24 protein-coding genes and 1 pseudogene are annotated in these 25,285 nt (G+C 64.4%); 13 read left to right on the top strand and 12 right to left on the bottom strand.

Features of this window, described 5'->3' with window-relative positions:
* Positions 1–37: 37 nt before the first annotated feature.
* Positions 38–682, bottom strand: coding sequence for a cysteine hydrolase family protein (locus ACZ89F_RS02595; RefSeq protein WP_476090270.1), 645 nt, complete (start codon positions 680–682; stop codon positions 38–40).
* 128 nt (positions 683–810) lie between these two features.
* Between ACZ89F_RS02595 and ACZ89F_RS02590 the strand changes: the two genes are divergently transcribed.
* Positions 811–1,806, top strand: coding sequence for a GlxA family transcriptional regulator (locus ACZ89F_RS02590; RefSeq protein WP_476090269.1), 996 nt, complete (start codon positions 811–813; stop codon positions 1,804–1,806).
* A 5-nt stretch (positions 1,807–1,811) separates the two neighbouring features.
* Here ACZ89F_RS02590 and ACZ89F_RS02585 read toward each other — a convergent pair whose 3' ends face one another.
* Complete coding sequence (locus ACZ89F_RS02585) at positions 1,812–2,369, bottom strand: sugar O-acetyltransferase (protein ID WP_476090268.1); 558 nt, start codon at positions 2,367–2,369, stop codon at positions 1,812–1,814.
* A 174-nt stretch (positions 2,370–2,543) separates the two neighbouring features.
* Between ACZ89F_RS02585 and ACZ89F_RS02580 the strand changes: the two genes are divergently transcribed.
* Positions 2,544–3,005, top strand: coding sequence for a DUF4126 domain-containing protein (locus ACZ89F_RS02580; protein WP_476090267.1), 462 nt, complete (start codon positions 2,544–2,546; stop codon positions 3,003–3,005).
* Positions 3,002–4,378, top strand: coding sequence for an FAD-containing oxidoreductase (locus tag ACZ89F_RS02575; RefSeq protein ID WP_476090266.1), 1,377 nt, complete (start codon positions 3,002–3,004; stop codon positions 4,376–4,378). The genes ACZ89F_RS02580 and ACZ89F_RS02575 overlap by 4 nt, the downstream gene beginning before the upstream one ends.
* A gap of 21 nt (positions 4,379–4,399) precedes the next feature.
* Here the strand turns inward: ACZ89F_RS02575 and ACZ89F_RS02570 are convergent, their stop codons facing one another.
* Entirely contained in the window at positions 4,400–4,843 is a 444-nt protein-coding gene (locus ACZ89F_RS02570; RefSeq protein WP_476090265.1) for a MarR family winged helix-turn-helix transcriptional regulator, read from the bottom strand.
* A gap of 163 nt (positions 4,844–5,006) precedes the next feature.
* Between ACZ89F_RS02570 and ACZ89F_RS02565 the strand changes: the two genes are divergently transcribed.
* The 3 genes from ACZ89F_RS02565 to ACZ89F_RS02555 all read left to right on the top strand — a co-directional run bounded on the left by ACZ89F_RS02565 (position 5,007) and on the right by ACZ89F_RS02555 (position 9,887).
* Positions 5,007–7,379: a membrane-bound PQQ-dependent dehydrogenase, glucose/quinate/shikimate family gene (locus ACZ89F_RS02565; RefSeq protein WP_476090264.1), complete on the top strand. Its 2,373-nt coding sequence runs from the start codon at positions 5,007–5,009 to the stop codon at positions 7,377–7,379.
* Between the two features lie 182 nt (positions 7,380–7,561).
* Positions 7,562–8,740 carry an MFS transporter gene (locus ACZ89F_RS02560; RefSeq protein ID WP_476090263.1) on the top strand — a complete coding sequence of 393 codons (1,179 nt, stop codon included), beginning with the start codon at positions 7,562–7,564 and terminating at the stop codon, positions 8,738–8,740.
* An 88-nt stretch (positions 8,741–8,828) separates the two neighbouring features.
* Complete coding sequence (locus tag ACZ89F_RS02555) at positions 8,829–9,887, top strand: M14 family metallopeptidase (protein ID WP_476090262.1); 1,059 nt, start codon at positions 8,829–8,831, stop codon at positions 9,885–9,887.
* A 1-nt stretch (position 9,888) separates the two neighbouring features.
* Here the strand turns inward: ACZ89F_RS02555 and ACZ89F_RS02550 are convergent.
* Positions 9,889–10,660: pseudogene (locus ACZ89F_RS02550) on the bottom strand (isocitrate lyase/PEP mutase family protein).
* Positions 10,661–10,979: 319 nt separating this feature from the next.
* Between ACZ89F_RS02550 and ACZ89F_RS02545 the strand changes: the two are divergent.
* Both ACZ89F_RS02545 and ACZ89F_RS02540 read left to right on the top strand, forming a co-directional pair.
* Positions 10,980–13,169 (top strand): anthranilate synthase, encoded by a 2,190-nt coding sequence (locus ACZ89F_RS02545; RefSeq protein ID WP_476090261.1) that lies wholly within the window; start codon positions 10,980–10,982, stop codon positions 13,167–13,169.
* A 5-nt stretch (positions 13,170–13,174) separates the two neighbouring features.
* Entirely contained in the window at positions 13,175–14,122 is a 948-nt protein-coding gene (locus ACZ89F_RS02540) for a cation diffusion facilitator family transporter (RefSeq protein WP_476090260.1), read from the top strand.
* A gap of 7 nt (positions 14,123–14,129) precedes the next feature.
* On the opposite strand, the gene ACZ89F_RS02535 is transcribed toward ACZ89F_RS02540, so the two are convergent.
* The 3 genes from ACZ89F_RS02535 to ACZ89F_RS02525 form a co-directional block, all read right to left on the bottom strand.
* Positions 14,130–14,516: a PIN domain-containing protein gene (locus ACZ89F_RS02535; protein WP_476090259.1), complete on the bottom strand. Its 387-nt coding sequence runs from the start codon at positions 14,514–14,516 to the stop codon at positions 14,130–14,132.
* Positions 14,513–14,758 carry an antitoxin gene (locus ACZ89F_RS02530; protein ID WP_476090258.1) on the bottom strand — a complete coding sequence of 82 codons (246 nt, stop codon included), beginning with the start codon at positions 14,756–14,758 and terminating at the stop codon, positions 14,513–14,515. The genes ACZ89F_RS02535 and ACZ89F_RS02530 overlap by 4 nt, the downstream gene beginning before the upstream one ends.
* A 66-nt stretch (positions 14,759–14,824) precedes the next feature.
* The gene (locus tag ACZ89F_RS02525; protein WP_476090257.1) at positions 14,825–15,922 is read right to left on the bottom strand and encodes a hypothetical protein; all 1,098 of its coding nucleotides are present in this window, start codon (positions 15,920–15,922) and stop codon (positions 14,825–14,827) included.
* A 101-nt stretch (positions 15,923–16,023) separates the two neighbouring features.
* Here ACZ89F_RS02525 and ACZ89F_RS02520 point away from each other — a divergent pair, with 101 nt between their 5' ends.
* From ACZ89F_RS02520 to ACZ89F_RS02505, 4 genes are all read left to right on the top strand, one after another.
* Positions 16,024–16,461 (top strand): DsrE family protein, encoded by a 438-nt coding sequence (locus ACZ89F_RS02520; RefSeq protein ID WP_476090256.1) that lies wholly within the window; start codon positions 16,024–16,026, stop codon positions 16,459–16,461.
* Between the two features lie 62 nt (positions 16,462–16,523).
* Positions 16,524–17,306, top strand: coding sequence for an SDR family NAD(P)-dependent oxidoreductase (locus ACZ89F_RS02515; RefSeq protein WP_476090255.1), 783 nt, complete (start codon positions 16,524–16,526; stop codon positions 17,304–17,306).
* 63 nt (positions 17,307–17,369) lie between these two features.
* On the top strand, positions 17,370–17,678 hold the full coding sequence (locus tag ACZ89F_RS02510) for a putative quinol monooxygenase (RefSeq protein WP_292641018.1): 309 nt from the start codon (positions 17,370–17,372) through the stop codon (positions 17,676–17,678).
* A 67-nt stretch (positions 17,679–17,745) separates the two neighbouring features.
* Entirely contained in the window at positions 17,746–18,846 is a 1,101-nt protein-coding gene (locus ACZ89F_RS02505; RefSeq protein ID WP_476090254.1) for an AbrB family transcriptional regulator, read from the top strand.
* Between the two features lie 36 nt (positions 18,847–18,882).
* On the opposite strand, the gene ACZ89F_RS02500 is transcribed toward ACZ89F_RS02505, so the two are convergent.
* Positions 18,883–19,959, bottom strand: coding sequence for an SIP domain-containing protein (locus tag ACZ89F_RS02500; protein ID WP_476090253.1), 1,077 nt, complete (start codon positions 19,957–19,959; stop codon positions 18,883–18,885).
* Between the two features lie 108 nt (positions 19,960–20,067).
* Positions 20,068–20,976, bottom strand: coding sequence for a LysR family transcriptional regulator (locus tag ACZ89F_RS02495; RefSeq protein ID WP_476090252.1), 909 nt, complete (start codon positions 20,974–20,976; stop codon positions 20,068–20,070).
* A 147-nt stretch (positions 20,977–21,123) separates the two neighbouring features.
* Here ACZ89F_RS02495 and ACZ89F_RS02490 point away from each other — a divergent pair, with 147 nt between their 5' ends.
* Positions 21,124–22,650: an MFS transporter gene (locus ACZ89F_RS02490; RefSeq protein ID WP_476090251.1), complete on the top strand. Its 1,527-nt coding sequence runs from the start codon at positions 21,124–21,126 to the stop codon at positions 22,648–22,650.
* On the opposite strand, the gene ACZ89F_RS02485 is transcribed toward ACZ89F_RS02490, so the two are convergent.
* From ACZ89F_RS02485 to ACZ89F_RS02475, 3 genes are read right to left on the bottom strand one after another with little or no spacing between them, the layout of a single operon-like run.
* Complete coding sequence (locus ACZ89F_RS02485) at positions 22,651–22,965, bottom strand: nuclear transport factor 2 family protein (protein WP_476090250.1); 315 nt, start codon at positions 22,963–22,965, stop codon at positions 22,651–22,653.
* Positions 22,965–23,741, bottom strand: coding sequence for an esterase family protein (locus tag ACZ89F_RS02480; protein ID WP_476090249.1), 777 nt, complete (start codon positions 23,739–23,741; stop codon positions 22,965–22,967). The genes ACZ89F_RS02485 and ACZ89F_RS02480 overlap by 1 nt, the downstream gene beginning before the upstream one ends.
* A gap of 4 nt (positions 23,742–23,745) precedes the next feature.
* Complete coding sequence (locus tag ACZ89F_RS02475) at positions 23,746–24,912, bottom strand: ATP-grasp domain-containing protein (RefSeq protein ID WP_476090248.1); 1,167 nt, start codon at positions 24,910–24,912, stop codon at positions 23,746–23,748.
* Between the last annotated feature and the right edge of the window lie 373 nt (positions 24,913–25,285).

Below are 25,285 nucleotides of genomic sequence, written 5' to 3'. Positions count from 1 at the left end.
CAGCGATGCGGCGCCCTTTCTGTTTTTTCGGATAGTCCTACGCGGCGCTGCGCGACAGGGCCCGCTGGTTGGAGCCGAAGATCGTGTCGCGCTCCGGCAGCGCGCCTGTCTTCAGGCACTCGACCCATTCGGCGGTCTTGAGCACGGCGGCGAAGCGCGACTGCAGGATGATCGTCACCACGCGGTGGATCTCCTCGGCCGAGGCGTAGCCGGCGCTGTTGGCGTAAGGCACCGAGCCGGTCGCATCCGACAGGAACTCGACGGCAAAGCCCATGTGGACAGCGTGGATGATGGTCGACAGGTCGCAATTGTGCGTCATGTAGCCGACCACAGTGATCGTATCGATGGCATTGGCGCGCAGCCAGTCCTCCAGATCAGTGCCGGTAAAGGCGCTGGGCAGGTTCTTCTCGACATAGTGATCGCGCTCACGCCTGGCGATTTCGGGATGGAGTTCGCCGCCATGGCTGCCCTTGGCGAAGATCGGCGATGTCTCGGGTGCCATCTGCTTGACGACCACCACCTTGATGCCGGCAGCTGCCGCTGCGTCCATCGCGCGTGCCACATTGACGACGCTATCGCGGAATGGCGGATGCTGGATGGCGAGATTGCCGCCGTCATAGTCGTTCTGCACATCGACGACGATCAGCGCCCGGCGCGGCGTGGTGTTGGCTGGGTCAGACATGGTGTTTCCCTTTCCGGCTTGAATGCGATGGGTCGAAAATAGGCGGGTTCCCAGACAGCCGAAAGTGGCCCGATTGACATCATTCGAAAGAATTGGGACAATCCGTTTTTCGACTTCCGGAAGCACCCATGACCGACCCGATCATTGCCGTCCTCGCCTTCGACGGCATCAGCCCGTTCCATCTTTCCGTGCCGTGCCTGGTCTTCGGCGAGGACAGGACGGCGCTTGGCCTGCCGCGCTTCGACTTCCGCATCTGCGCGGTCAAGGCCGGCCCGATCCACACCGAGGCCGGCTTGACCGTTGCCGCGCCGCATGGGCTCGAAGGGCTTGACGACGCCGACATCGTCATCATCCCAAGCTGGCATCATCTGGGCGAACCGGTGTCGCCTCTGCTGATGGAAACGCTGCGCCAGGCGCACCAACGCGGCGCCTTGATCGTCGGCCTGTGCCTCGGCACCTTCGCCATTGCCGCGGCCGGGCTGCTTTCGGGCCGCCGAGCCGCGACGCACTGGGCCTATTCCGAGCAGTTGCAAACGCTCCATCCCGACATCGTCGTCGATGCCACGGTGCTTTATGTCGACAATGGCGACGTCGTGACCTCGGCCGGCGTCGCCGCCGGTCTCGACTGCTGTCTCCACATCGTGCGCGCCCGCTATGGCGCGGAAGCAGCACTCCGGCTGGCCCGCCAGATCGTTCTTTCCCCACATCGACAGGGCGGGCAGGCGCAATTCATCGAGCATCCGGTGGCAAGAAGCGCCGACGCCGACCGTTTCACCCAGGCCCTCGACGCGGTTCGCGCGGCGCTCGGAGAGACGCATAGCCTGGACAGCGTCGCCAAGGCCGCCGGCCTGACCCGTCGCACCTTCACCCGCCGCTTCCAGAAATCGATCGGCACCAGTTTCGGCGAATGGCTGGCCAGCCAGCGGATCGAACTGGCGCAGCGACTGCTGGAGGCGACGGAAAAGTCGATGGACATGGTGGCCTTCGAGGCAGGCTTCGGCAGCGCCACCTCGCTGCGCCAGCATTTCGCGGCAAGGCTTAAGACATCGCCGGCACAATACCGCCGCGAATTCTCCAGGCGGACCGACCGGGACGAGCGCATGACTTACGTCCTGTCGCCCTGATCTGCTCAGTCCCGCTTGACCCGATGTGCCGGATTGCCGACCACCGTGGTGTTCGCAGCCACGTCGCGCGTCACCACCGCGCCGGCGCCGACGATGGCACCTTCGCCGATGCTGACGCCGCCAAGGATGACGGCTGAGCCGCCGATCCAGGCATGGGCGCCGATCTCGACCGGCCTGGCGATCTCCAATCCGGCCTGCCGCCCACTGGCCTCCTTGTGATGCTCGGCGCAGTAGATCTGCACATTGGGGCCAAGCAGCGTTCCCTCGCCGATGCGCACGCTTGCGGTGTCAAGAATGGTGCAGCCGGCATTGAGGAAGACGCCGTCACCGAGAAAGATGTTGAAGCCATAGGCGCAGTGGAAAGGCGCCTCGATGCGAGCGCCCTCGCCGGCACTGCCGAGCAGTGCCTTCAGGCCAGGCCCGAGGTTTCCGCGCTGCCGCGGCGGCAGGCAATTGTGCTCGAACACAGCGTCGCGCGCGAGAACGCGCAATGCCTCCAGTTCATCGTCGAGGCACGTATACCATTCGCCGGCCGCCATCTTTGCGCGCTCGCTTTCAGCCATGACGATGCTCCAGGTGACGTCACTGCCAAAGCAGTGAACGAGGAAGTGCCAGCATCGGCAGCACCGGCGCAAATCCATTCGGATTTTTCGAAGCCATGCGCTGGTCAAATGCCTGACCTATGCTAGCCTGCACTTGCCGGACTGTCCCGGCCCGGTGATCGAGGGGGATCAACCATGCTGTATGTTCTCGCACTTCTGATCGGCGTCATTGCCGGTCTTCGCGCCATGACCGCGCCGGCCGCCATCGCCTGGGGCGCTTATCTCGGCTGGCTGCCGGTTGCCGGCACCTGGGCCAGTTTCATGAGCCATTGGGCCGCCGTCGGCATCTTCACCGTCCTGGCCATTGTCGAGTTGGTCACCGACCAGCTGCCGTCGACGCCAAGCCGTAAAGTGCCGCAGCAGTTCGGTGCCCGCATCATCATGGGCGCCTTCACCGGCGCGGTGATCGGCGCCACGGGCGGCGCCACCATCGGCGGTCTGATCGCCGGCGCCATCGGCGCTGTCATCGGCACGCTGGGCGGCGCCGAAGCACGCGGCCGGTTGGCAGCCGCCTTCGGCAAGGATCAGCCCGCCGCCTTCATCGAGGACGCGGTGGCAATCATCGGCGGTCTGCTGATCGTGGCGGCGGTGGTATGACGACCAAAACCTTCGACGCCATCATCATCGGCGCCGGACAGGCCGGTTCTCCGCTGGCCGGGCGGCTGAACGCCGCCGGCATGAGCGTGGCGCTGATCGAGCGCAAGCTGGTCGGCGGCACCTGCGTCAACACCGGCTGCATGCCGACCAAGACCATGGTTGCCAGCGCCTATGCCGCGCATCTGGCCCGCCGCGCCGCCGACTATGGCGTGACGCTGGGCGGCCCCGTCGGCGTCGACTATGCCAGGATCAAGGCGCGCAAGGACAAGGTGACGATCGACGCCCGCACCGGGCTCGAGACCTGGATCGCCGGCATGGACAAATGCACGCTCTATCGTGGCCATGCGCGTTTCGAATCCGCCAACACGGTGCGCGTCGGCGACGACCTTTTGACCGCCGAGAAGATCTTCCTCAACACCGGCGGCCGCGCCTCGGTGCCCGACCTACCCGGCATCCACGACATCGACTACCTGACCAATTCCTCGATGATGGATCTCGACGTGCTGCCGCGTCATCTCATCGTCGTCGGCGGCAGCTACATCTCGCTCGAATTCGCGCAGATGTTCCGCCGTTTCGGCAGCGAAGTCACCGTCATCGAGAAGAGCCCGCGCCTGACCGGCCGCGAGGACGAGGATGTCTCCGCCGCCATCCTGTCCATCCTCGAAAACGAAGGCATATCGGTTCATACCGGCGCCGACGACATCGCTTTCGCCAGACAGGGCAAGGACATTGCCGTGACCTTCTCGGCCGGCAAACCGCCGGCGGTTGGCTCGCATGTGCTGCTGGCTCTGGGACGGACGCCCAATACCGACGATCTCGGCCTCGACAGGGCCGGCGTCGAGGTCGACAAGCGCGGCTTCGTCACCGTCGACGACCAGCTGCGGACCAGCGTACCCGGCATCTGGGCGATGGGCGACTGCAACGGCAAGGGCGCCTTCACCCACACCTCCTACAACGACTACGAGATCGTCGCCGCCAATTTGCTCGACAACGATCCGCGGAGGATCAGCGATCGCATCGAGGCCTATGCGCTCTACATCGACCCGCCGCTCGGCCGTTGCGGCATGACCGAGGCCGCGGTGAAGAAATCCGGCCGCCGGGCACTGGTCGGCCAGCGGCCGATGACCCGCGTCGGCCGCGCCGTCGAAAAGGGCGAGACGCAAGGCTTCATGAAGATCCTGGTCGATGCCGACACCAGGGAAATCCTCGGCTGCTCGGTGCTTGGCCCCGGCGGCGATGAGGCGGTGCATTGCGTGCTCGACCTGATGTACGCCAAGGCGCCCGTCGACACGCTGGCGCGCGCCGTGCACATCCACCCCAATGTCTCGGAACTGCTGCCCACCATTGCCCAGGAGCTGAAGCCGCTGGCCTGAGGGCCCCGGCTTCCGGCCCGGTCAGCCCAGTTCGCTCAACATCACCTCCAGCCGGCTCAGCAAAAGCACGGCCCCTTTCAGTTCGCTATCGCCAACATCCTTGAGCAGATCGGCCCGCAGCACCGACAGCAGGCGCTCGATCTCGGTCACACGGCTGCGGCCGGCATCGGTCAGCGACAGGATCTTGGCCCGCCGGTCGACTGCGTCCTCGGCGCGCGTCACCAACCCTTCCTCGACCAGCAGATCGACGATGCGGACCAGCGACGGCCCCTCGAAGCCGAGATGGTCGGCAAGCACGCCCTGGCGGAGATTGTCGCCGAGCCGCGACAGCATCACCAGCGGCATGGCGGTGGCATGCGACAGGCCGCAATCGTCGAGCGCCTTGTCGGCCGCGCGCCGCCAAAGCCTGGCGACTGATATAACGAGTTGGCCAAATCTGGCACGATCCGGGTCTTGCTTGGGCATGGCGGAAAAGATAACATGCTATCTATTAGGATGCGATAAATTATTTCCCCTGGCGAAGCCCCCGTCGCCGAAACCGGAAGCCGGCCTCCATTGATCGCCCTACGGCCTTTCTTGGCCGCCGCGACCGCGAGACCTCGCTATCCAGGCAAGCGTGAGGATCGACATGTCAGACCAAGATACCAACACATCCGGCGGCGTCTGGCTGCTCGTCCTTTTCGGCCTGGTGCTGATGATTATCGGCCTGCCACTGCTCTATGGCGGCGTCCAGCTCATCGGTCTCGGCGGCTCCTGGTATTACGCGCTGGCCGGTGCCGGCATCATCGTCTCCGGTTTTCTATACGCCTTGCGCCGGCGAGCAGGCTTCTGGCTCTACATCCTCGTCTTCCTCGCCACGGTTCCCTGGGCGTTCTGGGAAGCCGGGCTGAATTTCTGGCCACTGGTGCCGCGACTGGTCGCGCCCACCGTGCTGGCCGTGGTCGCCCTTCTGCTGGCGCCGCTGTTTCCCTCATCGCGCGGCGGCAAGCGCGGCCCCTTCGCCTTTGCCGGTGTTCTGGTGCTCGGCCTGATCGCCACCGCCGCCTATGCCTTCCAGCCGCATGGCGTGATCCGCAACACGGTCGCCGCCACCGAGGCCCCAGTGCCGGCTGAGGCAGCCTCCAGCACCGACTGGCGCCACTACGGCCGCACGCCGGCCGGCACGCGCTATGCGCCGATCGCTGAGATCACCAAGGACAACGTCAAGGATTTGAAGGTCGCCTGGACCTTCCGCACCGGCGATGTCCCGGCCAAGGGCGCCGAGGACCAGAACACGCCGCTGCAGGTCGGCGACACGGTCTACACCTGCTCCTCGAAAAACATCGTCAACGCACTCAACGCCGAGACCGGCGAGCCGCGCTGGAAATTCGATCCGAAGGCCTCGGCGCCGCTGTGGCAGCGCTGCCGTGGCGTTAGCTATTACGAGCCCACGACCGACGCCGCCGCGCCAGCGGCTGGTGCCACGGCGACTGCCTGCGCCGGGCGCATCGTCATGACCACCATCGACGCGCGGCTGATCGAGATCGATGCCAAGACCGGCCAGCCCTGTCCCGATTTCGGCAAGAGCGGCACCGTCGACCTCAAGCAAGGCATGGGCGAGGTCAAGCCCGGCTTCTACTTCCAGACCTCGGCGCCGACCGTCATGCGCGATCTCATCATGATCGGCGGCTGGGTCTGGGACAATGTCGAGACCGGCGAGCCCTCCGGCGCCGTTCGTGCGTTCAGCGCCAAGACAGGCGAATTGGTCTGGGCCTGGGATCTCGGCAACCCTGATATCACCAAACTGCCGCCGGAAGGCCAGAGCTACACGCGCGGCACGCCCAACGTCTGGTCGACGCCGAGCTATGACGACGTGCTCGGCCTCGTCTATCTGCCGACCGGCAATGCCACGCCCGACTTCTTCGGCGCCGAGCGAAGCAAGGCGGCGGAAGACTACACCGCTTCGGTCGTCGCGCTCGACATCGCCACCGGCCGCGAGCGCTGGAAGTTCCAGACCGTGCATCACGACCTCTGGGACTACGACCTTCCCTCGCAGCCGGCGCTCTATGACGTGCCGGACGGCAAGGGCGGCAAGGTGCCGGCGCTGATCCAGGTGACCAAGCGCGGCCAGATCTTCATGCTCGACCGCCGTGACGGCAAGCCGATCACCGAGGTGCAGGAAAAGCCGGTGCCGCAGGATGGCGGCGCCAAGGAGGATTTCCTGTCGCCGACCCAACCCTATTCGGTCGGCATGCCTTCGATCGGCGACAAGCTGTTCACCGAGGCAAGCATGTGGGGCGCCACCCCGCTCGACCAGCTCTATTGCCGCATCGGCTTCAAGAAGCTGCGCTACGAGGGCGAATTCACGCCTCCGGGCCTGACGCGCTCGCTGCAGTTTCCCGGCTATTATGGCGGCATGAACTGGGGCAGTGCCTCGATCGACGAGGCCAATGGCTATCTGATCGTCAACGACATCCGTATGCCGCAATTCGTCGAGCTGCTGCCGCGCGCCGTGGCAGACAATTATGGCCCGTCGGCCGCGCATGATGGCCTCGGCACTCAGCTCGGCACACCCTATGGCGCGCTCAAGAACGGCTTCATGTCGCCTTTGGGGGTTCCCTGCCATCAGCCGCCCTATGGCACGATCAGCGCCATCGACCTGAAGTCGCGCCAGCTCGTCTGGCAGGTTCCCGCCGGCACGCTGCAGGATACAGGCCCGCTCGGCATGAAGACCGGCCTGCGGATCCCGGTCGGCATGCCGTCACTCGGTGGACCGGTGACGACAGCGGGCGGCCTCGTCTTCTATGCCGGCACGCAGGACTACTATCTGCGCGCCTTCGACGTCGCCACCGGCGAGGAGCTGTGGAAGGGCCGCCTGCCAGTCGGCGCGCAAGCGACGCCGATGACCTACACTTCGCCTGAAAGCGGCCGTCAGTTCGTCGTCGTCTCGGCGGGCGGCGCGCGCCAGTCACCCGATCGCGGCGACTATATCATCGCCTATGCCTTGCCGAAGGCGCCATGATCCCGGAAAACATGGGGTGATCTCACTCTCCTGAGCTGATCGGGGTCATCAACGGGGCGCGCCAGCGCCCCGTTTCTTGTCCGCTCCTCGCTTTCTGCATTGCTGCATTGCAGCAATGACGCTTGTGGACCGGCCATGCCGTCGCGCAGTTTCAATTTGAACCGATTCAGTCTGGACGCCCCATGCCTCTGCCGATCCTTGCGCTTGCCATTGCGTCCTTCTGCATCGGCACCACCGAATTCGTCATCATGGGCCTGCTGCCGGAGGTCGCCGCCGATCTCGGCGTTTCCATCCCTTCGGCGGGCCTGCTGGTCACCGGCTATGCGCTCGGCGTCGTCTTCGGCGCCCCGATCGTCGCGATGGCCACCGCGCATTTGCCGCGCAAGCCGGTGCTGGTCGGGCTGGCCGTGCTGTTCGTCGTCGGCAATCTGTTCTGCGCCATCTCGCCCAACTACTGGACGCTGATGGCCGCACGCGTCTTCACCGCCTTCGGCCATGGCGCTTTCTTCGGCATCGGCTCGGTCGTTGCCGCCAGCCTGGTGCCGCGCAACAAGCGCGCCAGCGCCATCGCGCTGATGTTCGCCGGGCTGACGCTGGCCAACATCCTCGGCGTCCCGGCCGGCACGGCGCTTGGCGAAGCCTTCGGCTGGCGCGCCACCTTCCTGGCCGTGGTCGGCATCGGCCTGATCTCGGTGGCAGCCATTGCCTGGCTGGTGCCGTCCGACGTTGCCGAGCCGAGCGGTGGCGGCCTGCGCGGCGAGCTGCGCGTGCTGGGCAAATTGCAGGTCTGGCTGGCGATGCTGATTGCGGCGCTGACCTCCGCAAGCCTGTTCACCGTCTTCACCTACATCAAGCCCTACCTCACCGACGTCTCCGGTCTGTCCACCTCTGCGGTCACCTGGGTGCTGCTGCTGTTCGGCGCCGGCATGACCATCGGCAACATCATCGGTGGCAGGCTGGCCGACTGGAAGCTGATGCCGACGGTGATCGGCACGCTGCTCGCGATGGCGCTGCTGCTGGTCGGCTTCATGCAGTTCGGCGCCATCGCGAATGTCGCTATCGGCATCGTCTTCCTGTGGGGTCTGCTGATCTTCGTCGTCGTGCCGCCGCTGCAGATCCGCGTCGTCGAGGCGGCCTCCGAGGGGCCGAACCTCGCCGCTACGCTGAACCAGGGCGCCTTCAATGTCGGCAATGCCAGCGGCGCCTGGATCGGCGGCGTGGCCCTTTCCGCCGGTGTTTCCTATGCCAATCTGCCGCTGGTCGGTGCGGTGATCGCCTTGTTGGCGGTCGCGGTCGCTGTGCTGTCGCAGGCGCTGGACCGGCGAGCGCCCGTCATCCCGCTTCAGGCTCCCGCAGAGTAACCGCTTGCGCCCATAGCGCGGCAGGCTGGACCAATCGACATCGGCGCTTTCAAATGGGCATGTCTTCTGGCTCTAGATGGAGGAAGTCATGCAGAAATCGATCGAACGCATCGCCGGCGAAAGCGAAGGCGTTTCCTACGAATTTCCGCTGTTCCGCTTCGCGGGCACTGACAAGGCCGCCCCTTCGGCCTATCTGCAGGCAGCGCTCCATGCCGGCGAATTGCCGGGCGTCGTCGCCATCGACGCGCTGATGCCGATGCTCAACAAGGCCGAAGCCGAAGGCCGCATCAAGGGCAATCTCACCATCGTACCCTGGGCCAACCCGATCGGCCGGGCGCAATATCATTTCGGCGATCATCAGGGCCGCTTCCATCTGGGCACGCGCACCAATTTCAACCGCGGCTTTCCGCTGCTCGCCACGCCCGACGCAGCACTCTTGCCCGACACCAGCCTTGGCACGGTCGACCAGCGACTGAAGACCCGGCTGATGCAGTTGTCGCTTGGCCATGACATCGTGTTAGACCTGCACTGCGATGACGAGGGCCTCGCCTATCTCTACATCCACACCAGCCTTTGGCCGGCCATGGCCGATTGTGCCGCCGCCATGGGCGTCGATGCGGTCGTGCTGTGGAGCGAGGACACCGCCGGCACCTTCGAGGGCGCCTCGATCATGCCCTACCAGAACGTCCCCGCCGATGTGGCAAAGCTTGACCACCACCGCGTCGCCACCACGGTCGAATATCGCGGCATCCTCGATGTCGACGGCGCCCTGGCCGCCGCCGACGCCGAAGGCCTCTACCGGCTGCTGGTGGCACGCGGCGTGATCGCCGACAGAGCCCTGCCCACGCCGGGTCCTTTCACCGGCTTCGTGGCCCCATTGGAAAACATCGACATGATGCCGGCGCCCCGGGCGGGTGCTGTTCTCTACGATGTGAAGCCCGGCGACCGCGTCGCCAAGGGCGCGCGCCTCGCCACCATCGTCCATGCGCCGGGCGAAGCCGATGGCCGCACCGAAGTCTTCGCACCGCAGGACGGCATCATCCTGACCCGGCGCTCGCGCCGCATCATCCGCGCCGGCGAGGACCTGTTGAAACTGGTCGGCGACAAGAAGAGCGCCGACGCGAGGTCGGGCACGCTGGAAGATTGATTTAGCCGGAAATAGCCTGCCGCGCCTTCGCTTCGAGCCATTCCGCCATCTGCCGGTAAGGCACCGGGCCGTAACTGATGCGGGCGACACCCAGTTCCGCCAGCCGCTGGCGCGGCGGCACATGCGCAAGCGCAATGATGTTGACCGGCAACGCAATTGCCTTGCAGAGCGTCTCGATCAGGCCCTCATCGCCAAGACCCGGCGCAAAGAAGCCGTGCGCACCGGCTTTTTCGAAGGCCTGTGCCCGCTCGATGGCCTGGTCGAGCAGGACGTCATCATGCGCATCTGGTTTTCGCCTTGAGGAAGACGTCGGTTCGAGCGTTGATGAACGCCGGTATGCCGGAAGCCTTGACCGCCGCCGCCGCGGCTTCGATGCGTTTTACCTGGACGGCAATGTCATGCAGGCCGCTGCCACCAACAATCTGATCCTCGAAATTGAAACCAATAGCGCCGGCCCGCAGCGCCAACGTGACCGTGCGGGCAACGATTTCCGGATCGACGCCGTAACCGCCCTCGAGGTCCATGGTCACCGGCAGGTCGACCGCCCCGACGATGCGGCTGATGTTGTCCAGCGCCAGGTCCAGCGGGATTTTCTCGCCATCGACGTAGCCGAACGCAGCAGCCACCGGCCAGCTTCCGGTGGCGATCGCCTTGGCGCCCGCCTTCTCGACGATCTTGGCCGAGCCCGGGTCCCAGGCATTGTAGAGAACGATCGGGTTTCCCTTGACATGGAGGGAATGGAACGTCCGCGCGCGCTCGATCTGCTCGGTCATTGGCTTTTACCCATCTTCCTGCTGTTGGATATACAATCTAGGCGGCACTGTCGGCTCTGGCGATGTGCCATGAAGCGTAGAAGCGGCGGCCACCGGACAGACTTTCAAACCTGTTGCGCATCCTCCTTTTCGCAGCTATGGATTTCGCCATGAACATGCGTTCGACCAAGACCATTTGGTGGTGGGCCTGCTGACAGCGGCCTGTTCGAACACGTGCGCGTGAAAAGAGAGGGTGGCCGCAACGGAAAGTCCGGGCGGCCATTTGTTTTTTCCAAGCCATTCCCGGGTCCGTTGCCCCAAGAAGCTGATGGAGACGGCGATGACAATGAAGGTTCTGGAAAACGGGGCGGAGAGTTTCGTGACCGCGGGTGGCATCACCATCACGCGCGAGCGCCACGACCGGCCCTATGCGGGCGCGATCGACGCTTACGTCGACGGCTTGAATTCGCGACGCGGTGCGGTGTTTTCCTCCAACTATGAATATCCCGGCCGCTACACGCGCTGGGACACCGCCATCATCGACCCGCCGCTGGTGATCTCCGCGCGTGGCCGCGCCATGCGCATCGAGGCGCTGAACGGCCGTGGCGAGGCGCTGTTGCCGGTCATCGGCAAGGCGCTGAGCGACCTGGCCGACGTCACCATCGCCGAGACATCGAAGAAACTCATCCGCCTCGACGTCGCCAAGCCCGGCCGTGTCTTCACCGAAGAAGAGCGCAGCCGCGTGCCCTCGGTGTTTACCGTACTGCGCGCCATCACCGCTCTGTTCAAGACCGAGGAAGACGCCAATCTTGGTCTCTATGGCGCTTTCGGCTACGACCTCGCCTTCCAGTTCGACCCGGTCGACTACAAGCTCGAGCGCAAGCCAAGCCAGCGCGACCTGGTGCTGTTCCTGCCCGACGAGATCCTGGTCGTCGACCATTATTCGGCCAAGGCCTGGACCGATCGCTACGACTACGCCGGCGACGGGTTTTCGACCGAGGGGCTGCCGCGCGACGAAATCGCTGAGCCGTTCAAGAGCCCCGACAGCATCCCGCCGCGCGGCGACCATGAGCCGGGCGAATACGCCAATCTGGTGCGCAAGGCGATGGATTCGTTCAAGCGCGGCGACCTGTTCGAGGTCGTGCCCGGCCAGATGTTCTACGAGCGCTGCGAGACGCAGCCGTCCGAGATTTCGCGCAAGCTGAAGGCCATCAACCCCTCACCCTATTCCTTCTTCATCAATCTGGGCGAAGGCGAATATCTGATCGGCGCCTCGCCCGAAATGTTCGTGCGCGTCAACGGCCGCCGCGTCGAGACCTGCCCGATCTCGGGCACGATCAAGCGCGGCGACGACGCCATTTCGGACAGCGAGCAGATCCTGAAACTGCTCAACTCGAAGAAGGACGAGTCCGAACTGACCATGTGCTCGGACGTCGACCGCAACGACAAGTCGCGGGTCTGCGAGCCGGGTTCGGTGCGCGTCATCGGCCGCCGCCAGATCGAGATGTATTCGCGCTTGATCCACACGGTCGATCACATCGAAGGCCGCCTGCGTGAAGGCATGGATGCTTTCGACGCCTTCCTGTCGCACGCCTGGGCGGTCACCGTCACCGGCGCGCCGAAGCTGTGGGCCATGCGCTTCATCGAACAGAACGAGAAGAGCCCGCGCGCCTGGTATGGCGGCGCGATCGGCATGGTCAATTTCAACGGCGACATGAACACCGGCCTCACCCTTCGCACCATCCGCATCAAGGACGGCATTGCCGAAGTACGCGCCGGCGCCACATTGCTCTTCGACAGCATTCCCGAGGAAGAAGAAGCCGAAACCGAACTGAAGGCATCCGCCATGCTCTCCGCCATTCGCGACGCCAAGACCGGCAATTCCGCCAGCACCGAACGCACCACCGCGCGCGTCGGCGACGGCGTCAACATCCTGCTCGTCGACCACGAGGACAGTTTCGTCCACACGCTGGCCAATTATTTCCGCCAGACCGGCGCCAATGTCTCGACCGTGCGCACGCCGGTGCCGGAGGAAGTGTTCGACCGGCTGAAGCCCGACCTTGTCGTGCTGTCGCCCGGTCCCGGCACGCCAAAGGACTTTGATTGCGCCGCCACCATCAGACGAGCGCGTGCCCGCGACCTGCCGATCTTCGGCGTCTGCCTTGGCCTGCAGGCGCTGGCCGAAGCCTATGGCGGCGAACTCAGGCAGTTGCATGTGCCGATGCATGGCAAGCCGTCGCGCATCCGCGTCTCCAAGCCGGGCATCATCTTCTCCGGCCTGCCCAAGGAAGTCACCGTCGGCCGCTATCACTCGATCTTCGCCGATCCGGTGCGGCTGCCCGACGATTTCATCGTCACGGCGGAAACCGAGGACGGCGTCATCATGGCCTTCGAGCACCGCAAGGAGCCGATCGCCGCCGTGCAGTTCCACCCGGAATCGATCATGACACTCGGCCACAATGCCGGCATGCGCATCATCGAGAACATCGTCGCCCACCTGCCGCGCAAAGCCAAGGAAAAGGCCGCCTGACAACCATGGCCGAAACCCAGAACACGATGGCGATCGCGGCCAAAGCCGCCGCGAAGCGCAAGGTCGCCAACCTCGCCTTCTGGTCGATCGTTGTCGCCTTTGTCGTGCTCGCGCTGAAGGCCGCCGCCTGGTACGTCACCGGCTCTGTCGCACTCTATTCGGACGCGCTGGAATCGATCGTCAACGTCATCGCCTCGGTCGCCGCCTTCTGGGCGATCCAGGTCAGCTACAAGCCGGCCGACCAGGATCACCCTTTCGGCCATCACAAGGCCGAGTATTTCTCGGCGGTGCTTGAAGGCGTGCTGATCGTGCTCGCCGCCCTTTTGATCCTCAACGAGGTCTGGCGCTCCTGGCAGACGCCGGCGCCTCTGGAAAAGCCCTGGAACGGCCTCGCGGTCAACGGCGTCGCCACGGTCATCAATGCCTTCTGGGCCTGGACGCTGATCCGCGCCGGCAGGGCCGAGAAATCGCCGGCGCTGGTCGCCGACGGCAACCACATCATGACCGACGTGGTCACCTCGATCGGCGTCTTCGGCGGCCTGGTCGGGGCGATCCTGACCGGCTGGCAGATCCTCGATCCGGCGCTTGCCGTCCTCGTGGCGCTGAACATCCTGTGGCAGGGCTGGCATGTCATCGGCTCGTCGATGAACGGGCTGATGGATCGCGCCGTCGACACGGCAGAACACATGCGCATCCGCGACGTCATCTCGGCCAACTGCAAGGGCGCGCTTGAAGTGCACGACCTCAAGACACGCATCGCCGGCCGCGCCACCTTCATCGAGTTCCACCTGGTCGTCGACGCCGACATGTCGGTCGGCGCCAGCCACGTGATCTGCGATCGCATCGAGGACGCGCTCAAGGCCGAAATCCCCTCGGTGCGCGTCACCATCCATGTCGAGCCCGACGACGAGGCCAAGCTGCCGAAGGGCACCACGGCCGTGCCGTTCGCCTGAGGCGGGTTCACCAGGTCTCGATTGAGAGAGCTTTGATCCGCTCGAATTCCCGGACATTACGGGTTATCAGCGTAAGGTTCCGAGCGAGCGCCTGCCCGCCGATCAACGCATCGTAGGGACCGATCGGAGTTCCCAACGTCGCAAGCGTTGCCCGAATCTCTCCAGCATGTCTCGCGTCTTCTCGGTCGAATTCGAGCACCGGGAACTGCAGAGCTTCGATGCGCGCCAAATTTTCAGCCCTTCGCTGGCTCTTCTCAGCACCATAGTACAGTTCGTGCGCGACGATCGCAGAGAGGGCAAAGTCCTGCGGCCTGTGCCGCTTCAGCAGCGCCAACAGACCGGTGTCGCCCTTGATGACTGCGATGACGGCATTGGTGTCGAGCACGTAGATCACTTGAAAACGTCATCCAAGGCAGGCCGATCCTGCCCGTCTTGACGTTCCAGCGCTGCCTCGGCGAAATCCTTGTCAAGCGGTCCGATCACTTGGTCGAGCCACGCCCAATCCTGCGCAAGCGGTTCCAGGATGACGGTTTGCCCGTGACGGCGGATCGAAACCTCGTCTGTTTCGAAACGGAATTCCTTGGGCAGACGCACAGCTTGTGACCGGCCCGACCAGAACACTTTTGCCTTGTCCATCCTGCTATCCTCAAATGAGATATAGCAAAGATATATCCCTTCAGAGCGACGCAGACAAGTCCAAGTTCACGGCGCGCAGGCGGATTGCGGCATTGGCTGCAGCCGATAGACCTTGTCGTCGGACTTCGTTTTGCCGTCGGCGGCCTTCGAGCACAGATCGACGATCGCGAGTGCACTGTTGGGATTGGCCAGCATCATCGTGCCGTCGACGCCACGCTTGAGGAAAATCTCCTTCTGCGCGATGTCGCAGGAGAAGTCGCTCATCTTCGAGCTGGCCGCGCAGCGCCACTGGTCGGCCTCGCCCTGGCAGGAATAGGTCTGCGTCACCTCAGCCGATTTCTGCCGTGCGGTCACGGTAACGGCAATGTCGGCTCCGTCAGGCCAGTTGGCGGCGTCACCACTTGAAGCGAACGACGCCAGCTCCACCGGTCCACGGAAAACCCGGATCGACTGCGTCAGCTGGTTGGGGTGCGAGCCGAGATGGGCGGCATCATAGTCGCGCCCGTAGCAGAAGGCCTGGTCGGGCTTCAGCCGCTCGCGCAGCGGCGGCCCGAGCGCAGGGTCGATCGGATCGATGTGCGCGAACTCCGCCTTGCATGTTGCGGCCGGCATCGGGTCGAGGCGGAAATTGTCGTCCTCGCTACCCAGCGCCTGCCTGTCATATTCGGCTTCACCGAGTTCATCTTCCGATCCTGCGTCGAGATAAAGATCGGCCGAGACATCGGTGAGGATCAGACGGCCTTTGTCATCGAGCTTCAGCGAGGCCATGGTGCGGTCGCAGTCCATGCCGCAACGGATCGGGCCGGACGTACCATCTTCGGACTCGTGATTGCACCAGCCGCCGGCCCATTCCGGCGCCTTGGCGCCCCGCACAGTGGTGGCGATAAAGCCGTTATAGGACGAGTCGGAGTTTGTCGGCGGCTCCTCGTTCGGGCGGCTGACCGGATCGTGCCCATAGAGGAAGAAGATCCGCGCCACCTTCTGCTTCGGATGCGCCTTGAGGTGCGCCGCGTCATAGACACGGCCGAAACAAGCGTCGGTGCCGTTGGGCCTGAGTTCGGTGAGCTTCAGCGCATCGTCAGCGAAGGCCGAACCGGCAAGTGCGCCAAGCAGCATGGCGCCAAACCCGGCGCCGGCGAAATTCTTCCACTTTCTGAACGTCATGTGCCCCTCCCTCGCATCGACAGGACGTAACGTCAGTTTATGCTAGGATCATGGCCGCAGCCACGCAATTCGCGATGAGCCGCCAAGCGGAGGAGGATGCCATGCGCCGGCGCGATATGTTCCGCGCGGTTCTTGCCGGAACCGGAACGCTTCTTGGCCTGCGGGCGGTGCAGGCAGCCGCCACGGATCCCGCCAGGCAGAAGGTCGCCTATCACTTGAGCGACGTCGACAAGGTCAATTTCGTGCTCGGCAACATCAAGAACCACTATGACGGCACCGGCGGCAATGTCGACATCGTGCTGGTCGTGCATGGTCCGGCCTTGGCCGCCTTCAAGTCGAAAGGCATATCGGCCGCGATTTCCGGGCGCTTCGCCGGCCTGGTCCAGCAGGGGCTGGAATCCCATGCCTGCGCCAACACCATGCAAGGCATGGACATTTCGCTCGCCGACCTGCTCGCTGGGTTCCATGCCGCCGACAAGGGCGGCGTCGTCAAACTCGCCGAACTGCAAGGCCAGGGCTACGCCTATCTGCGCCCCTGAGGCTTGAACATCTGGGCGGCTAGGGCCTACGAAGGATGGACCTACATCCCGGAGGAACAATTGTGCCAGCCACCACCACACTCAGCATACCTGATCTCGCCGGCAAGGCGGTGCTCATCACCGGTGCGTCGACCGGCATCGGGGCGGCGCTCGCGCTGGCCTATGCCACGCAGAAATCCAAGGTGGCACTGCACTACAATTCGAGCCGCGACGCCGCCGAGAAGCTCGGCATGACGATCGCCGACAAGGGCGGCGAGGTGTTTCTGGTCCAGGGCGATTTCTCCGTTGCCGCCGATGTCGAACGCGTCGTCGAGGATAGCGCGCAGTATTTCGGCCGCCTCGACGGGCTGGTCAACAATGCCGGCGGCATGCTTGGCCGCGTGCCCTATGCCGAGCAGACCGAGGCGCATTACGACGCGGTGATGGATCTCAATGCGCGCTCGGTGCTGACCGCCTCGCGCAAGGCGATCCCGTGGCTGAAGAGACAGGGCGGCTTCATCGTCAACACCTCCTCGATCGCCGCGCGCAATGGTGCCGGCGGCGGCGCCGGGCTTTACGGCTCGGCCAAGGCCTTCGTCTCCAATGTGACGCGCGGCATGGCCAAGGAACTGATCGGCTTCGGCATCCGCGTCAACGCGGTGGCGCCCGGCACCATTCTCACCCCGTTCCACGAGCGCTATTCGACCGACGAGCAGATCAAAGGCATGGTCGCCACCATTCCGCAGGGGCGTGCCGGCACGGCGCAGGACTGCGTCGGCGCCTATCTGTTCCTCTCTTCCGATCTTCTGAGCGGCTACATCACCGGCCAGGTGATCGAGGTGAATGGCGGCCAGTTGATGCCTTGAGCGGCTGTCGGCATACTGGCGATCTGCATGTTCTTGTCGAAAACCTCAAAGGGAGACAACGGAATGTACGGACTGATCGGCAAGATGCGGGCGGCACGCGGCCAGCGTGACGCAGTCATGGACCTCCTGCGCGCCAGCACCGGCGCCCTGCCGGGTTGCCTGAGCTACATCATCGCCCGTGACCCCGCGGATGCTGATGCGATCTGGGTGACCGAAGTGTGGATCGACGCCGAAAGCCACAAGGCATCGCTGCAGCTTCCAGAAGTCCAGGCGGCGATCGCCAAGGCACGGCCGTTCATCGCCGGCTTTGAATTCCAGGTCGAGACCCACCCCGTCGGCGGCTTCGGCCTGGCCGACGCCAAGACTGGCTGAGGCGCGCAAGCATCCTTTTCGATGCAGCGGGGTTCGCATCGTCCCGCTTCAAGTCTAAGACCGAAACATGGATTCCTCGGCCAAGCAGCCCCCAGACCAGCCCGCCATCGAACGCATGGCGCGGATGCGCAAGCTCTGGCAATGGCTGGCCCTGTTGATAGTCTCCCTGCTGTTTGCCGGCGCGCTGGAACTCGCCGCCCTGCCGGCGGCGCTGCTGATCGGGCCGATGCTGGCGGCCATCGTCGCCGGCACCAATGGCGCCACGGTGCGCGTGCCGCGTCTTCTGTTCGGCGCCGCCCAGGCGATCGTCGGCTGCCTCGTCGCCAGCTCGATCTCAGCCGACATCTTTCCGGTCTTTACCCGGGAATGGCCGCTGTTTCTCGGCGTCGTGGTGGCCACCGTCACGGCCTCCAGCCTGCTCGGCTGGCTGATCAGCCGCTGGCGCATCCTGCCGGGCACCACAGCCGTCTGGGGCTCCTCGCCGGGTGCGGCGACCGCCATGGTGCTGATGGCCGGTGCGTTCGGCGCCGACCAGCGGCTCGTCGCCTTCATGCAATATCTGCGTGTCATCTTCGTCTCGATGACGGCAGCACTTGTTGCCAAGATGTGGGTCGACACGTCGGGCGTCGAAATCCCCGCCATCATCTGGTTTCCGCCGATCGATGCCCAAGCCTTCGCCGCCACCATCGGTATCGCAGGTGTAGGTGGCCTGGCGGGAAAGCTGCTGAGGCTGCCCTCGCCCTTCTTCCTCGGCACCTTCATCTTCGGCACTGTCGTCCATCTCGGCTTGGGCGTGGAGATGCAATTGCCGCAATGGCTGCTGGCGGTCAGCTACGCGATGGTCGGCTGGTCGATCGGCCTGAACTTCACAAGGCAGATCCTGCGCCATGCGACGCGCGCTCTGCCGCAGATCATCGCCTCGATCGTGGCGTTGATCGCCTTTTGCGGCGGCCTTGCCTTCATGATCAGCCATCTCCTGGGCATCGATCCGCTGACCGCCTATCTGGCGACCAGCCCCGGCGGCATGGACAGCATCGCCATCATCGCCGCCGCCGCGCAGAACGTCGACATCTCCTTCGTCATGGCGCTGCAATCGGCACGCTTCCTGATCGTGCTGCTCGTTGGTCCGAGTGTGGCGAGGCTGGTGGCAAGAAGCGTCAGGCAATAGGCAAGGCAGCCGCTGGAGCCAGTCACAAGTAGCGGACTATTCTTCGCCGCCCTCGTCGCCTTGCGTGTCCCGGCGCCAGTAGGCCGTGACCAGGTGCCGGTCGCGCGGCAGGCCCCACTGCCTGCGCACGATCTTGCGGATTTCCCGGAAATCGCCGAATTCGCAACCGGCCCAGACATACAGGCCGTCGGCAAGCGCGATATGACTGCGCTCCTGCAAGGCGGCCGGCAACAGGCCGGCGGTGCCGGCCTCGCGGCCGTGCCGGTAAAGCCAGGTGATGTCGATATTGTCCCCTTGCGCCAGCGCGATCCGGTCATCCGGGCCATCGACCTCGATCAGGGCCTCGGCGCGGCTCGACGGCGGCAGGTGCTCGAGAATCCTGCCAATGGCGGGCAGTGCGGTGTCGTCGCCGAGCAGAACCAGGGTCTGCGCCACCGGGGCGTCGCCGCCACCGGGTCCGATCATGCCTATGACGTCTCCCGCCTGCGCGTTTTGCGCGAAGGTGGCGGCGGGCGTGTCCTGGCCGGGGTGCAGCACGAAATCGACATCGAGCCAGCCGCTTTCGGCATCCACCGAGCGGATCGTGTAGACCCGCACGGCAAGCGTATCATCGCCCGAAGGCCAGACAATCAAGCCGTCAGCACCCATCGTCGGCCAGACCAGCCGGCGGCCAGGCGGCGGCAGCAGCAGCCGCATGTGCAGGCCGCCATGGGTAAACCGGCCAAGATCCTTGCCGGCGAAGCGCAGGCGCTGCATATGCGCCGAAATCCGCGTCGACGACATCACCGTGATCTCGCGGAAGAAGACCGGCGTACCGGTATCGCTACCATCGCCTTGCCAACGCAGTCCGCTGGCCGTGCCAACATGTTCGGCGACATGGCCGGCAACCGTCATCTTCATGTAGGACAGGCAGGTTTCGTCTGTCGCCGCGACCCGGATCAGCATGCCGTCATCCTCGAGCGTGGCGCTCAACGAGCCGTAATGCAGGCGAAGTTCCCACCGATCGGCAACGCCGGTTTCGATCTCGAATTCGCCGTGCTCGGCACGCAACCGGTCCATCGCCGATCTGATCGCCTCGTCGCTGATGCGGGTTTGCGCGCTCAGTTGATCCATCGCCCAAGTCCTTCGAAACCGTTTGGCGCAAGTCGCCGCGCGGCGTCCTCGCGATCAGCGGCATGCCACAGCCGCTTCGGCATTTCCATAGAAACATGATAACAGAAGTCATATTTTATTCGACGAACCGCTTGGCGCCGCTGCAAGGCGTTCTGGAAGGAAATCGACGAAGACGCGCACCTTCGGCGACAAATGGCGATTGGAGGGCCACAGCATTCGGAACTGGCCACGGCCGTCGACATGATCGTCGAGGACGATCCGCAGCCTGTCCTCGCGCAACGCCTCGCGCACCAGGAAATCGGGCATGCAGGCGATGCCGAGGCCGGCGAGCGTGGCGCCCTTCAAGGCTTCCATGTTGTTGCAGGTCAGCATCGAGCGGATCTGCGGTTCGGCGCTTCCGGTAATGAATGGCCATTCCAGCAGCCTGCCGCTGTTGAGAAACCGGAAGTTGATGCCGAAATGCCTGATGAGATCAGCCGGCACGCCGGGAGTGCCATGGCGGTCGAGATAGGACGGCGCCGCGCATAAAAGCATGCGAAACGGTGCAACGGGTCTCGATACCAAGCGTGAATCGGGCAGCTGGCCGCTTCGAATGGCGACGTCGATGCCCTCTTCAATGACGTCGACGATGCGATCGTTGAAATCGATATCGAGCTCGATCTCGGGGTAGCGCTCCATGAACTCCGACAGCACCGGCAAAAGCAGATGGTAGGTGACGATCGGGGTCGACACGCGCAGCCGGCCGTGCGGCGTCTCTCGTGTCCGCGACAGCATCGCCTCGGCATCGTCGATGTCGTCGAGGATGCGCCGCACCCGCTCGTTGAACAGTCTGCCCTCTTCCGTCAGTCCGATGCGCCGCGTGCTGCGCTGCAGGAGTCGCACGCCGAGCTCCTGTTCGAGCCTTGCGACGCTCTTGCCGACGGCGGAAGCAGAGATGCCGAGCGCCCGGCCGGCGGCGATGAAACTGCCGAGTTCGGCAGTACGGGCAAAGGCTATGAGGCCATTGAGGCGATCCATCGCATTCTTCCATTCGAGCGTTTCAGTCCAGTATGACTGGAGATACAGTACTATTTTTCCGAAAAGGCAGCAGGCCTATCTTGTCATTGCGACCGGCGCTGTGATCGCGCGGCATGCCGGCGGATGCTGCTTCAGATAGGAAAATTCATGACCTTGAAGTCCACAACCGGCTCGGCCGAGAGATGGTTCGTGCTCTTGTCGGTATGCCTTGCCGCGATGACGATGCCGTTGACCTTCACCGGCCCGGCCGTCGCGCTCTCCCGGATCGCGGCCGATCTCGGCGGCAGCCCGATCGCACTCAACTGGGTGACGAACGCCTTCATGCTGACCTTCGGCGCCAGCCTGATGGCGGCTGGAGCGTTCGCCGACAACCACGGCCGTAAGCGCATCTTCCTCGCCGGCCTTTGCCTCTATGTCCTGGCGTCGCTCGGCGCGATGCTGGCGCCTGACATCGTCTGGTTCGACATGTTCAGGGCCGCGCAAGGGATCGGCAGTGCCCTGGCCTTCGCCGGCGGCGCCTCGGCACTTGCCCAGGAATTCGAAGGGCCGCTGCGGCTGCGCGCTTTCTCCTTCCTCGGCACCAGTTTCGGCATCGGTCTCGCCTTCGGCCCGATCGCCTCCGGCCTGCTCATCTCTGCATTCGGCTGGCGATCGATCTTTGTCTTGGTCGCGGTGCTGGCGATCGCCGCAGCGGCCGTAGGCCTGCGCACTATCAGGGAATCGCGTGACCCGGATGCGACGGGCGTCGACTGGGCGGGAGCCGGCACCTTCACGATCGCGCTCGCGTCGCTGACCTATGGCGTGCTCCAGGCGCCGCAGAGCGGCTGGGCCAACCCCCTTGTCGTCACGCTTCTCGGCACGGCCGCCTTCTTCTTTGTTGCTTTCGTCGTCGCCGAGCGACGCGCGCGGCGGCCGATGCTCGATCTCACGCTGTTTCGCTTTCCCCGCTTCGTCGGCGTCCAGTTTCTGGCGGCGGCACCCGCCTATGGCTTCGTCGTCCTGCTCGTGCTTCTGCCGATCCGCTTCATCGGCATCGAGGGGATGAGCGAGATCAAGGCCGGGCAATTGATGATCTGCCTCTCGGGCCCGCTGCTGATCCTGCCGATGCTCGCCGGCCAGCTGGCGCGCTGGATCGCGCCGGCCAAGATCTGCGGCTTCGGCCTGCTCGTCGCTGCCGCCGGGCTTGTCTGGCTGAGCCTGACACCGCCGGTCGATAGCGCGCTGGTGGCGCCGCTGATGCTGATCGGCGTCGGCATCGCTCTGCCCTGGGGATTGATGGACGGGCTTGCCGTCAGCGTCGTGCCGAGGGAGCGCGCCGGCATGGCGGTCGGCATCTTCAACACCACCCGCGTCGCTTGCGAGGGCGTAGCACTCGCGATCGTCATGGCGACCCTGTCGGGCTTCACCGCGGCACAACTCGCCGCGCAGGGAATGGCGTCTTCAACGGATGCAGCGCAGCTGCTGGTGACCGGCAATCTCGGGGCAACGGCGCAACATTTGCCGCAAGCCGGGGCCGCCGTTCTTGTCCAGGCCTACGAGAGGGCGTTCGACAGGCTTCTGATCGTGCTGGCGGCGATCACCGTCATGACCGCCATCGTCGTCTTCCTTGGCCTGCGTCGCGGAGCAGCGTCGGAACGTGAGGCCGTCGCTCTGCCGGCATGCCAGGAAGGCTAGTCAGGCGATGACAAGGCTCGCTATGCGATCGCCGTTTAGCGTGAAGCTCATGTCGCCCTCGCCGTTGAAGCCGTTGCCTGTGACCGCGATGCGGACGCGATAAGTGCCGTCCGCCGACGTGATACGGACGATGCGAAGCTGGGATTTCACGCCGATATTGTCCGACTGGTTCCAGCGCGCGATCTGCTCGCGGCCCTGGAAGGACCGTCCCCAGTCGGTCAGGGATGCGTCGGCGGTAAACGTGTCGAGAAAGGCTTGCGTGTCGCCGGCATTGGTGGCCTCGACGAAACGGCGGATGGGATCGGGCGTGGTCATCAATCGAGCCTGTGCATCAGGTCTTCATCCAGCCAGCGGCCGAAGAAATAGACCAGTTGCTTGTGCCACCACGGCCAGTCATGGCTGACATCGCCGCCCCAATAGTCGACCCAGGCCGGAATGGATTTGTCGCGCAGGATCTGTTCCAAGCGGCGCGTCTCGACCAGCATCCGCTCTTCCCAGGCGCCCTGCCCGCAGCAGAAGATCAGCCTGAGCGCCTTCAGCCGGGCAAGCAGTTTGGGATCGACGATGCCCGGCAGATAGTCGAGCGGCGAGTTGTAGAAAATGTCGCCTTCAAGCGCCTTGCCGAAAAAGTCGCGGGCCGAATAGACGCCCGACAGCGCGATGACGCCGCTCGCCAGTTCCGGAAAGCGGAAGACGAAATTCGACGAATGGTAGCCGCCCATCGAACAGCCTGAGAACAGCGGCTTCAGCTTGCGCCCGCCATTGGCTTGCTCGGCTATCGACAGGAATTCCGGCAGTGCCTCCTCGCGCACATAGCGGAAATAGGCCTCGTGACGCGCGATGCGGTGGGCGGCGTCGGCATGCTTGTCGAAGAAGGATTCGGAATCGACGCCGTCGACCGTGAACAACTGGATGCGGCCGGTGTCGATGAATTCGGCAAGTGCGCCCACCCCGCCGGAATCCTCGAACTGGTAGAAGCGCCCCTGCGAGGTCGGGAACACCACCACCGGCCGGCCGGCATGGCCGTAGCGCTTGTATTCCATGTCGCGGCCGAGCTTGCCCGAGAAATTCTTGTGATAGGAAATGTCCATCGCCTCACGCCTTTTCCGCGTGGATGTAGGCGACCGCCTCACGCAGCGCTGCTTCGTCCTTCGAGCGCATCTGATAGGCGTAATTTCCCATGGCGCGGCTGAAAACCTCTTCGATGGCCTGATGGTGGACGATCTTGTCGCGGTGCGCGGCTAGCACGTCCTCATGGCTATGCAAATACCGCAAGTGCCGCTTGCGGCTGGCATAGGCGGTGAAATATTTGCCCTCGTAAGGTCCGCCGGCGGCATCCTTGACCACCATGTCGGCCCATGCCGCATAGACGTCGATATCGAACGTATAGTTGATCGCATCGGTCATCCAGGCGCCGGGCGGGCGCATGTTGACCTCCAGCGCGATGATCCGGTCGTCCCTGGTCTCGAACAGCTCGATATGGAAGAAGCGTTCGCGCACGTCGAACGCCTTCAGGATCTTGCGGCCGGCCTCCTCGATTGCCGGTCTGACCCTGGGAAAGCAGGTATAGCTCATGTGGCGGTCCTTGTTGACCACCTCCATGATGCTCTGGTCGTAGCGGTGGCTGGCGGCCAGCACCACCTCGCCGTCGCGGTTGACCAGTCCGTCATAGGTCACCACCAGCCCCTCGATGAACTGCTCCATGACGAAGGTCACGTCCTCGGGCTTGTCCCGGAAGAACTGGTCCAGCTCTGTGGCGTTGGAGATCTTGAAAGTGTTCGAGGCACCGGAGCCGCTGTCGGGCTTCACCACCACCGGATAGCCGACGCGGCGGATGAATGTCATGGCCCCGGTGCGGTCGGAGCATTTGCGCTGTGCGATGGTGTCGACGCCGCTCTTGCGGAAGAAGGCGCGCATGCGGCTCTTGCGCTTCAGGTTCTTCACGAAATCGAGCTTGGTGCCGTAGATGTTGAAGTCGGTGCGGATGTTGGCTTCCAGCTCCAGCCAGTGCTCGTTGAGCGACTCAAAGCGGTCGATGCGGCCCCATTTGTGGATGAAATGCCCCATCGCCCGGAACACCGGATCGTAGTCCTCCATGTCGGCGACGCGATAATATTCCGAAAGGGCTGCTTTCAGCTTGGCGTCGAGCGCGTCATAGGGTGCGTCGCCGATACCGAGCACCCTGGCCCCGGCCTTCTTCAAACGGTCGCAGAAATCCGCGCCATTGGCGGGGAAATGCGGCGAGAAGAACACGAAATTCATGGACGACCCCCTCCCGGCGGCGGGACATCGCAACCCCGTCGATGCCCAAGTCTGGCGCATTTGCAGCGCCTGGGGAAGAGCACGCACGTTTGGATAATATCCGACAGATCACGGCCCGCAATGTGGCCCCACTTGCCTCTCACAAGCTGCTCCTGTATGAGAACCGCCATGAACACGCGCGCCGCCAACGCTTCCCGTCCGACCGGTTTTTCCGGCGAGACCGTGCGCGCGCTGGCTTCGACCCTGCTTCTTCTCGGCCTTATCGGCGATCGCCGGGTTCGCTGAAGGAGCGCCCGGCGGTCGAACCGCCGCGCTAGCGCATGCTCCTTGCCAAGTCACATCACGCGAACGAAATTCTGGTAAAGGCGCCGCT

This window comes from Mesorhizobium sp. USDA 3734, from assembly GCF_056279665.1.
Note: the sequence above shows the minus strand (reverse complement) of the source record. Positions and strands in the feature narration are given on the sequence as shown.

Bases quoted from the DNA above. Each gene is read 5' to 3' on its own strand.
- ACZ89F_RS02555 (WP_476090262.1), top strand. From the start codon at position 8,829: ATGCAGAAATCGATCGAACGCATCGCCGGCGAAAGCGAAGGCGTTTCC.
- ACZ89F_RS02485 (WP_476090250.1), bottom strand. From the start codon at position 22,965: ATGACCACGCCCGATCCCATCCGCCGTTTCGTCGAGGCCACCAATGCC.
- ACZ89F_RS02570 (WP_476090265.1), bottom strand. From the start codon at position 4,843: ATGCCCAAGCAAGACCCGGATCGTGCCAGATTTGGCCAACTCGTTATA.
- ACZ89F_RS02505 (WP_476090254.1), top strand. From the start codon at position 17,746: ATGGATTCCTCGGCCAAGCAGCCCCCAGACCAGCCCGCCATCGAACGC.
- ACZ89F_RS02585 (WP_476090268.1), bottom strand. From the start codon at position 2,369: ATGGCTGAAAGCGAGCGCGCAAAGATGGCGGCCGGCGAATGGTATACG.
- ACZ89F_RS02525 (WP_476090257.1), bottom strand. From the start codon at position 15,922: ATGACGTTCAGAAAGTGGAAGAATTTCGCCGGCGCCGGGTTTGGCGCC.
- ACZ89F_RS02520 (WP_476090256.1), top strand. From the start codon at position 16,024: ATGCGCCGGCGCGATATGTTCCGCGCGGTTCTTGCCGGAACCGGAACG.
- ACZ89F_RS02475 (WP_476090248.1), bottom strand. From the start codon at position 24,912: ATGAATTTCGTGTTCTTCTCGCCGCATTTCCCCGCCAATGGCGCGGAT.
- ACZ89F_RS02590 (WP_476090269.1), top strand. From the start codon at position 811: ATGACCGACCCGATCATTGCCGTCCTCGCCTTCGACGGCATCAGCCCG.
- ACZ89F_RS02580 (WP_476090267.1), top strand. From the start codon at position 2,544: ATGCTGTATGTTCTCGCACTTCTGATCGGCGTCATTGCCGGTCTTCGC.
- ACZ89F_RS02495 (WP_476090252.1), bottom strand. From the start codon at position 20,976: ATGGATCGCCTCAATGGCCTCATAGCCTTTGCCCGTACTGCCGAACTC.
- ACZ89F_RS02545 (WP_476090261.1), top strand. From the start codon at position 10,980: ATGACAATGAAGGTTCTGGAAAACGGGGCGGAGAGTTTCGTGACCGCG.
- ACZ89F_RS02510 (WP_292641018.1), top strand. From the start codon at position 17,370: ATGTACGGACTGATCGGCAAGATGCGGGCGGCACGCGGCCAGCGTGAC.
- ACZ89F_RS02500 (WP_476090253.1), bottom strand. From the start codon at position 19,959: ATGGATCAACTGAGCGCGCAAACCCGCATCAGCGACGAGGCGATCAGA.
- ACZ89F_RS02540 (WP_476090260.1), top strand. From the start codon at position 13,175: ATGGCCGAAACCCAGAACACGATGGCGATCGCGGCCAAAGCCGCCGCG.
- ACZ89F_RS02490 (WP_476090251.1), top strand. From the start codon at position 21,124: ATGACCTTGAAGTCCACAACCGGCTCGGCCGAGAGATGGTTCGTGCTC.
- ACZ89F_RS02595 (WP_476090270.1), bottom strand. From the start codon at position 682: ATGTCTGACCCAGCCAACACCACGCCGCGCCGGGCGCTGATCGTCGTC.
- ACZ89F_RS02480 (WP_476090249.1), bottom strand. From the start codon at position 23,741: ATGGACATTTCCTATCACAAGAATTTCTCGGGCAAGCTCGGCCGCGAC.
- ACZ89F_RS02530 (WP_476090258.1), bottom strand. From the start codon at position 14,758: ATGGACAAGGCAAAAGTGTTCTGGTCGGGCCGGTCACAAGCTGTGCGT.
- ACZ89F_RS02575 (WP_476090266.1), top strand. From the start codon at position 3,002: ATGACGACCAAAACCTTCGACGCCATCATCATCGGCGCCGGACAGGCC.
- ACZ89F_RS02560 (WP_476090263.1), top strand. From the start codon at position 7,562: ATGCCTCTGCCGATCCTTGCGCTTGCCATTGCGTCCTTCTGCATCGGC.
- ACZ89F_RS02565 (WP_476090264.1), top strand. From the start codon at position 5,007: ATGTCAGACCAAGATACCAACACATCCGGCGGCGTCTGGCTGCTCGTC.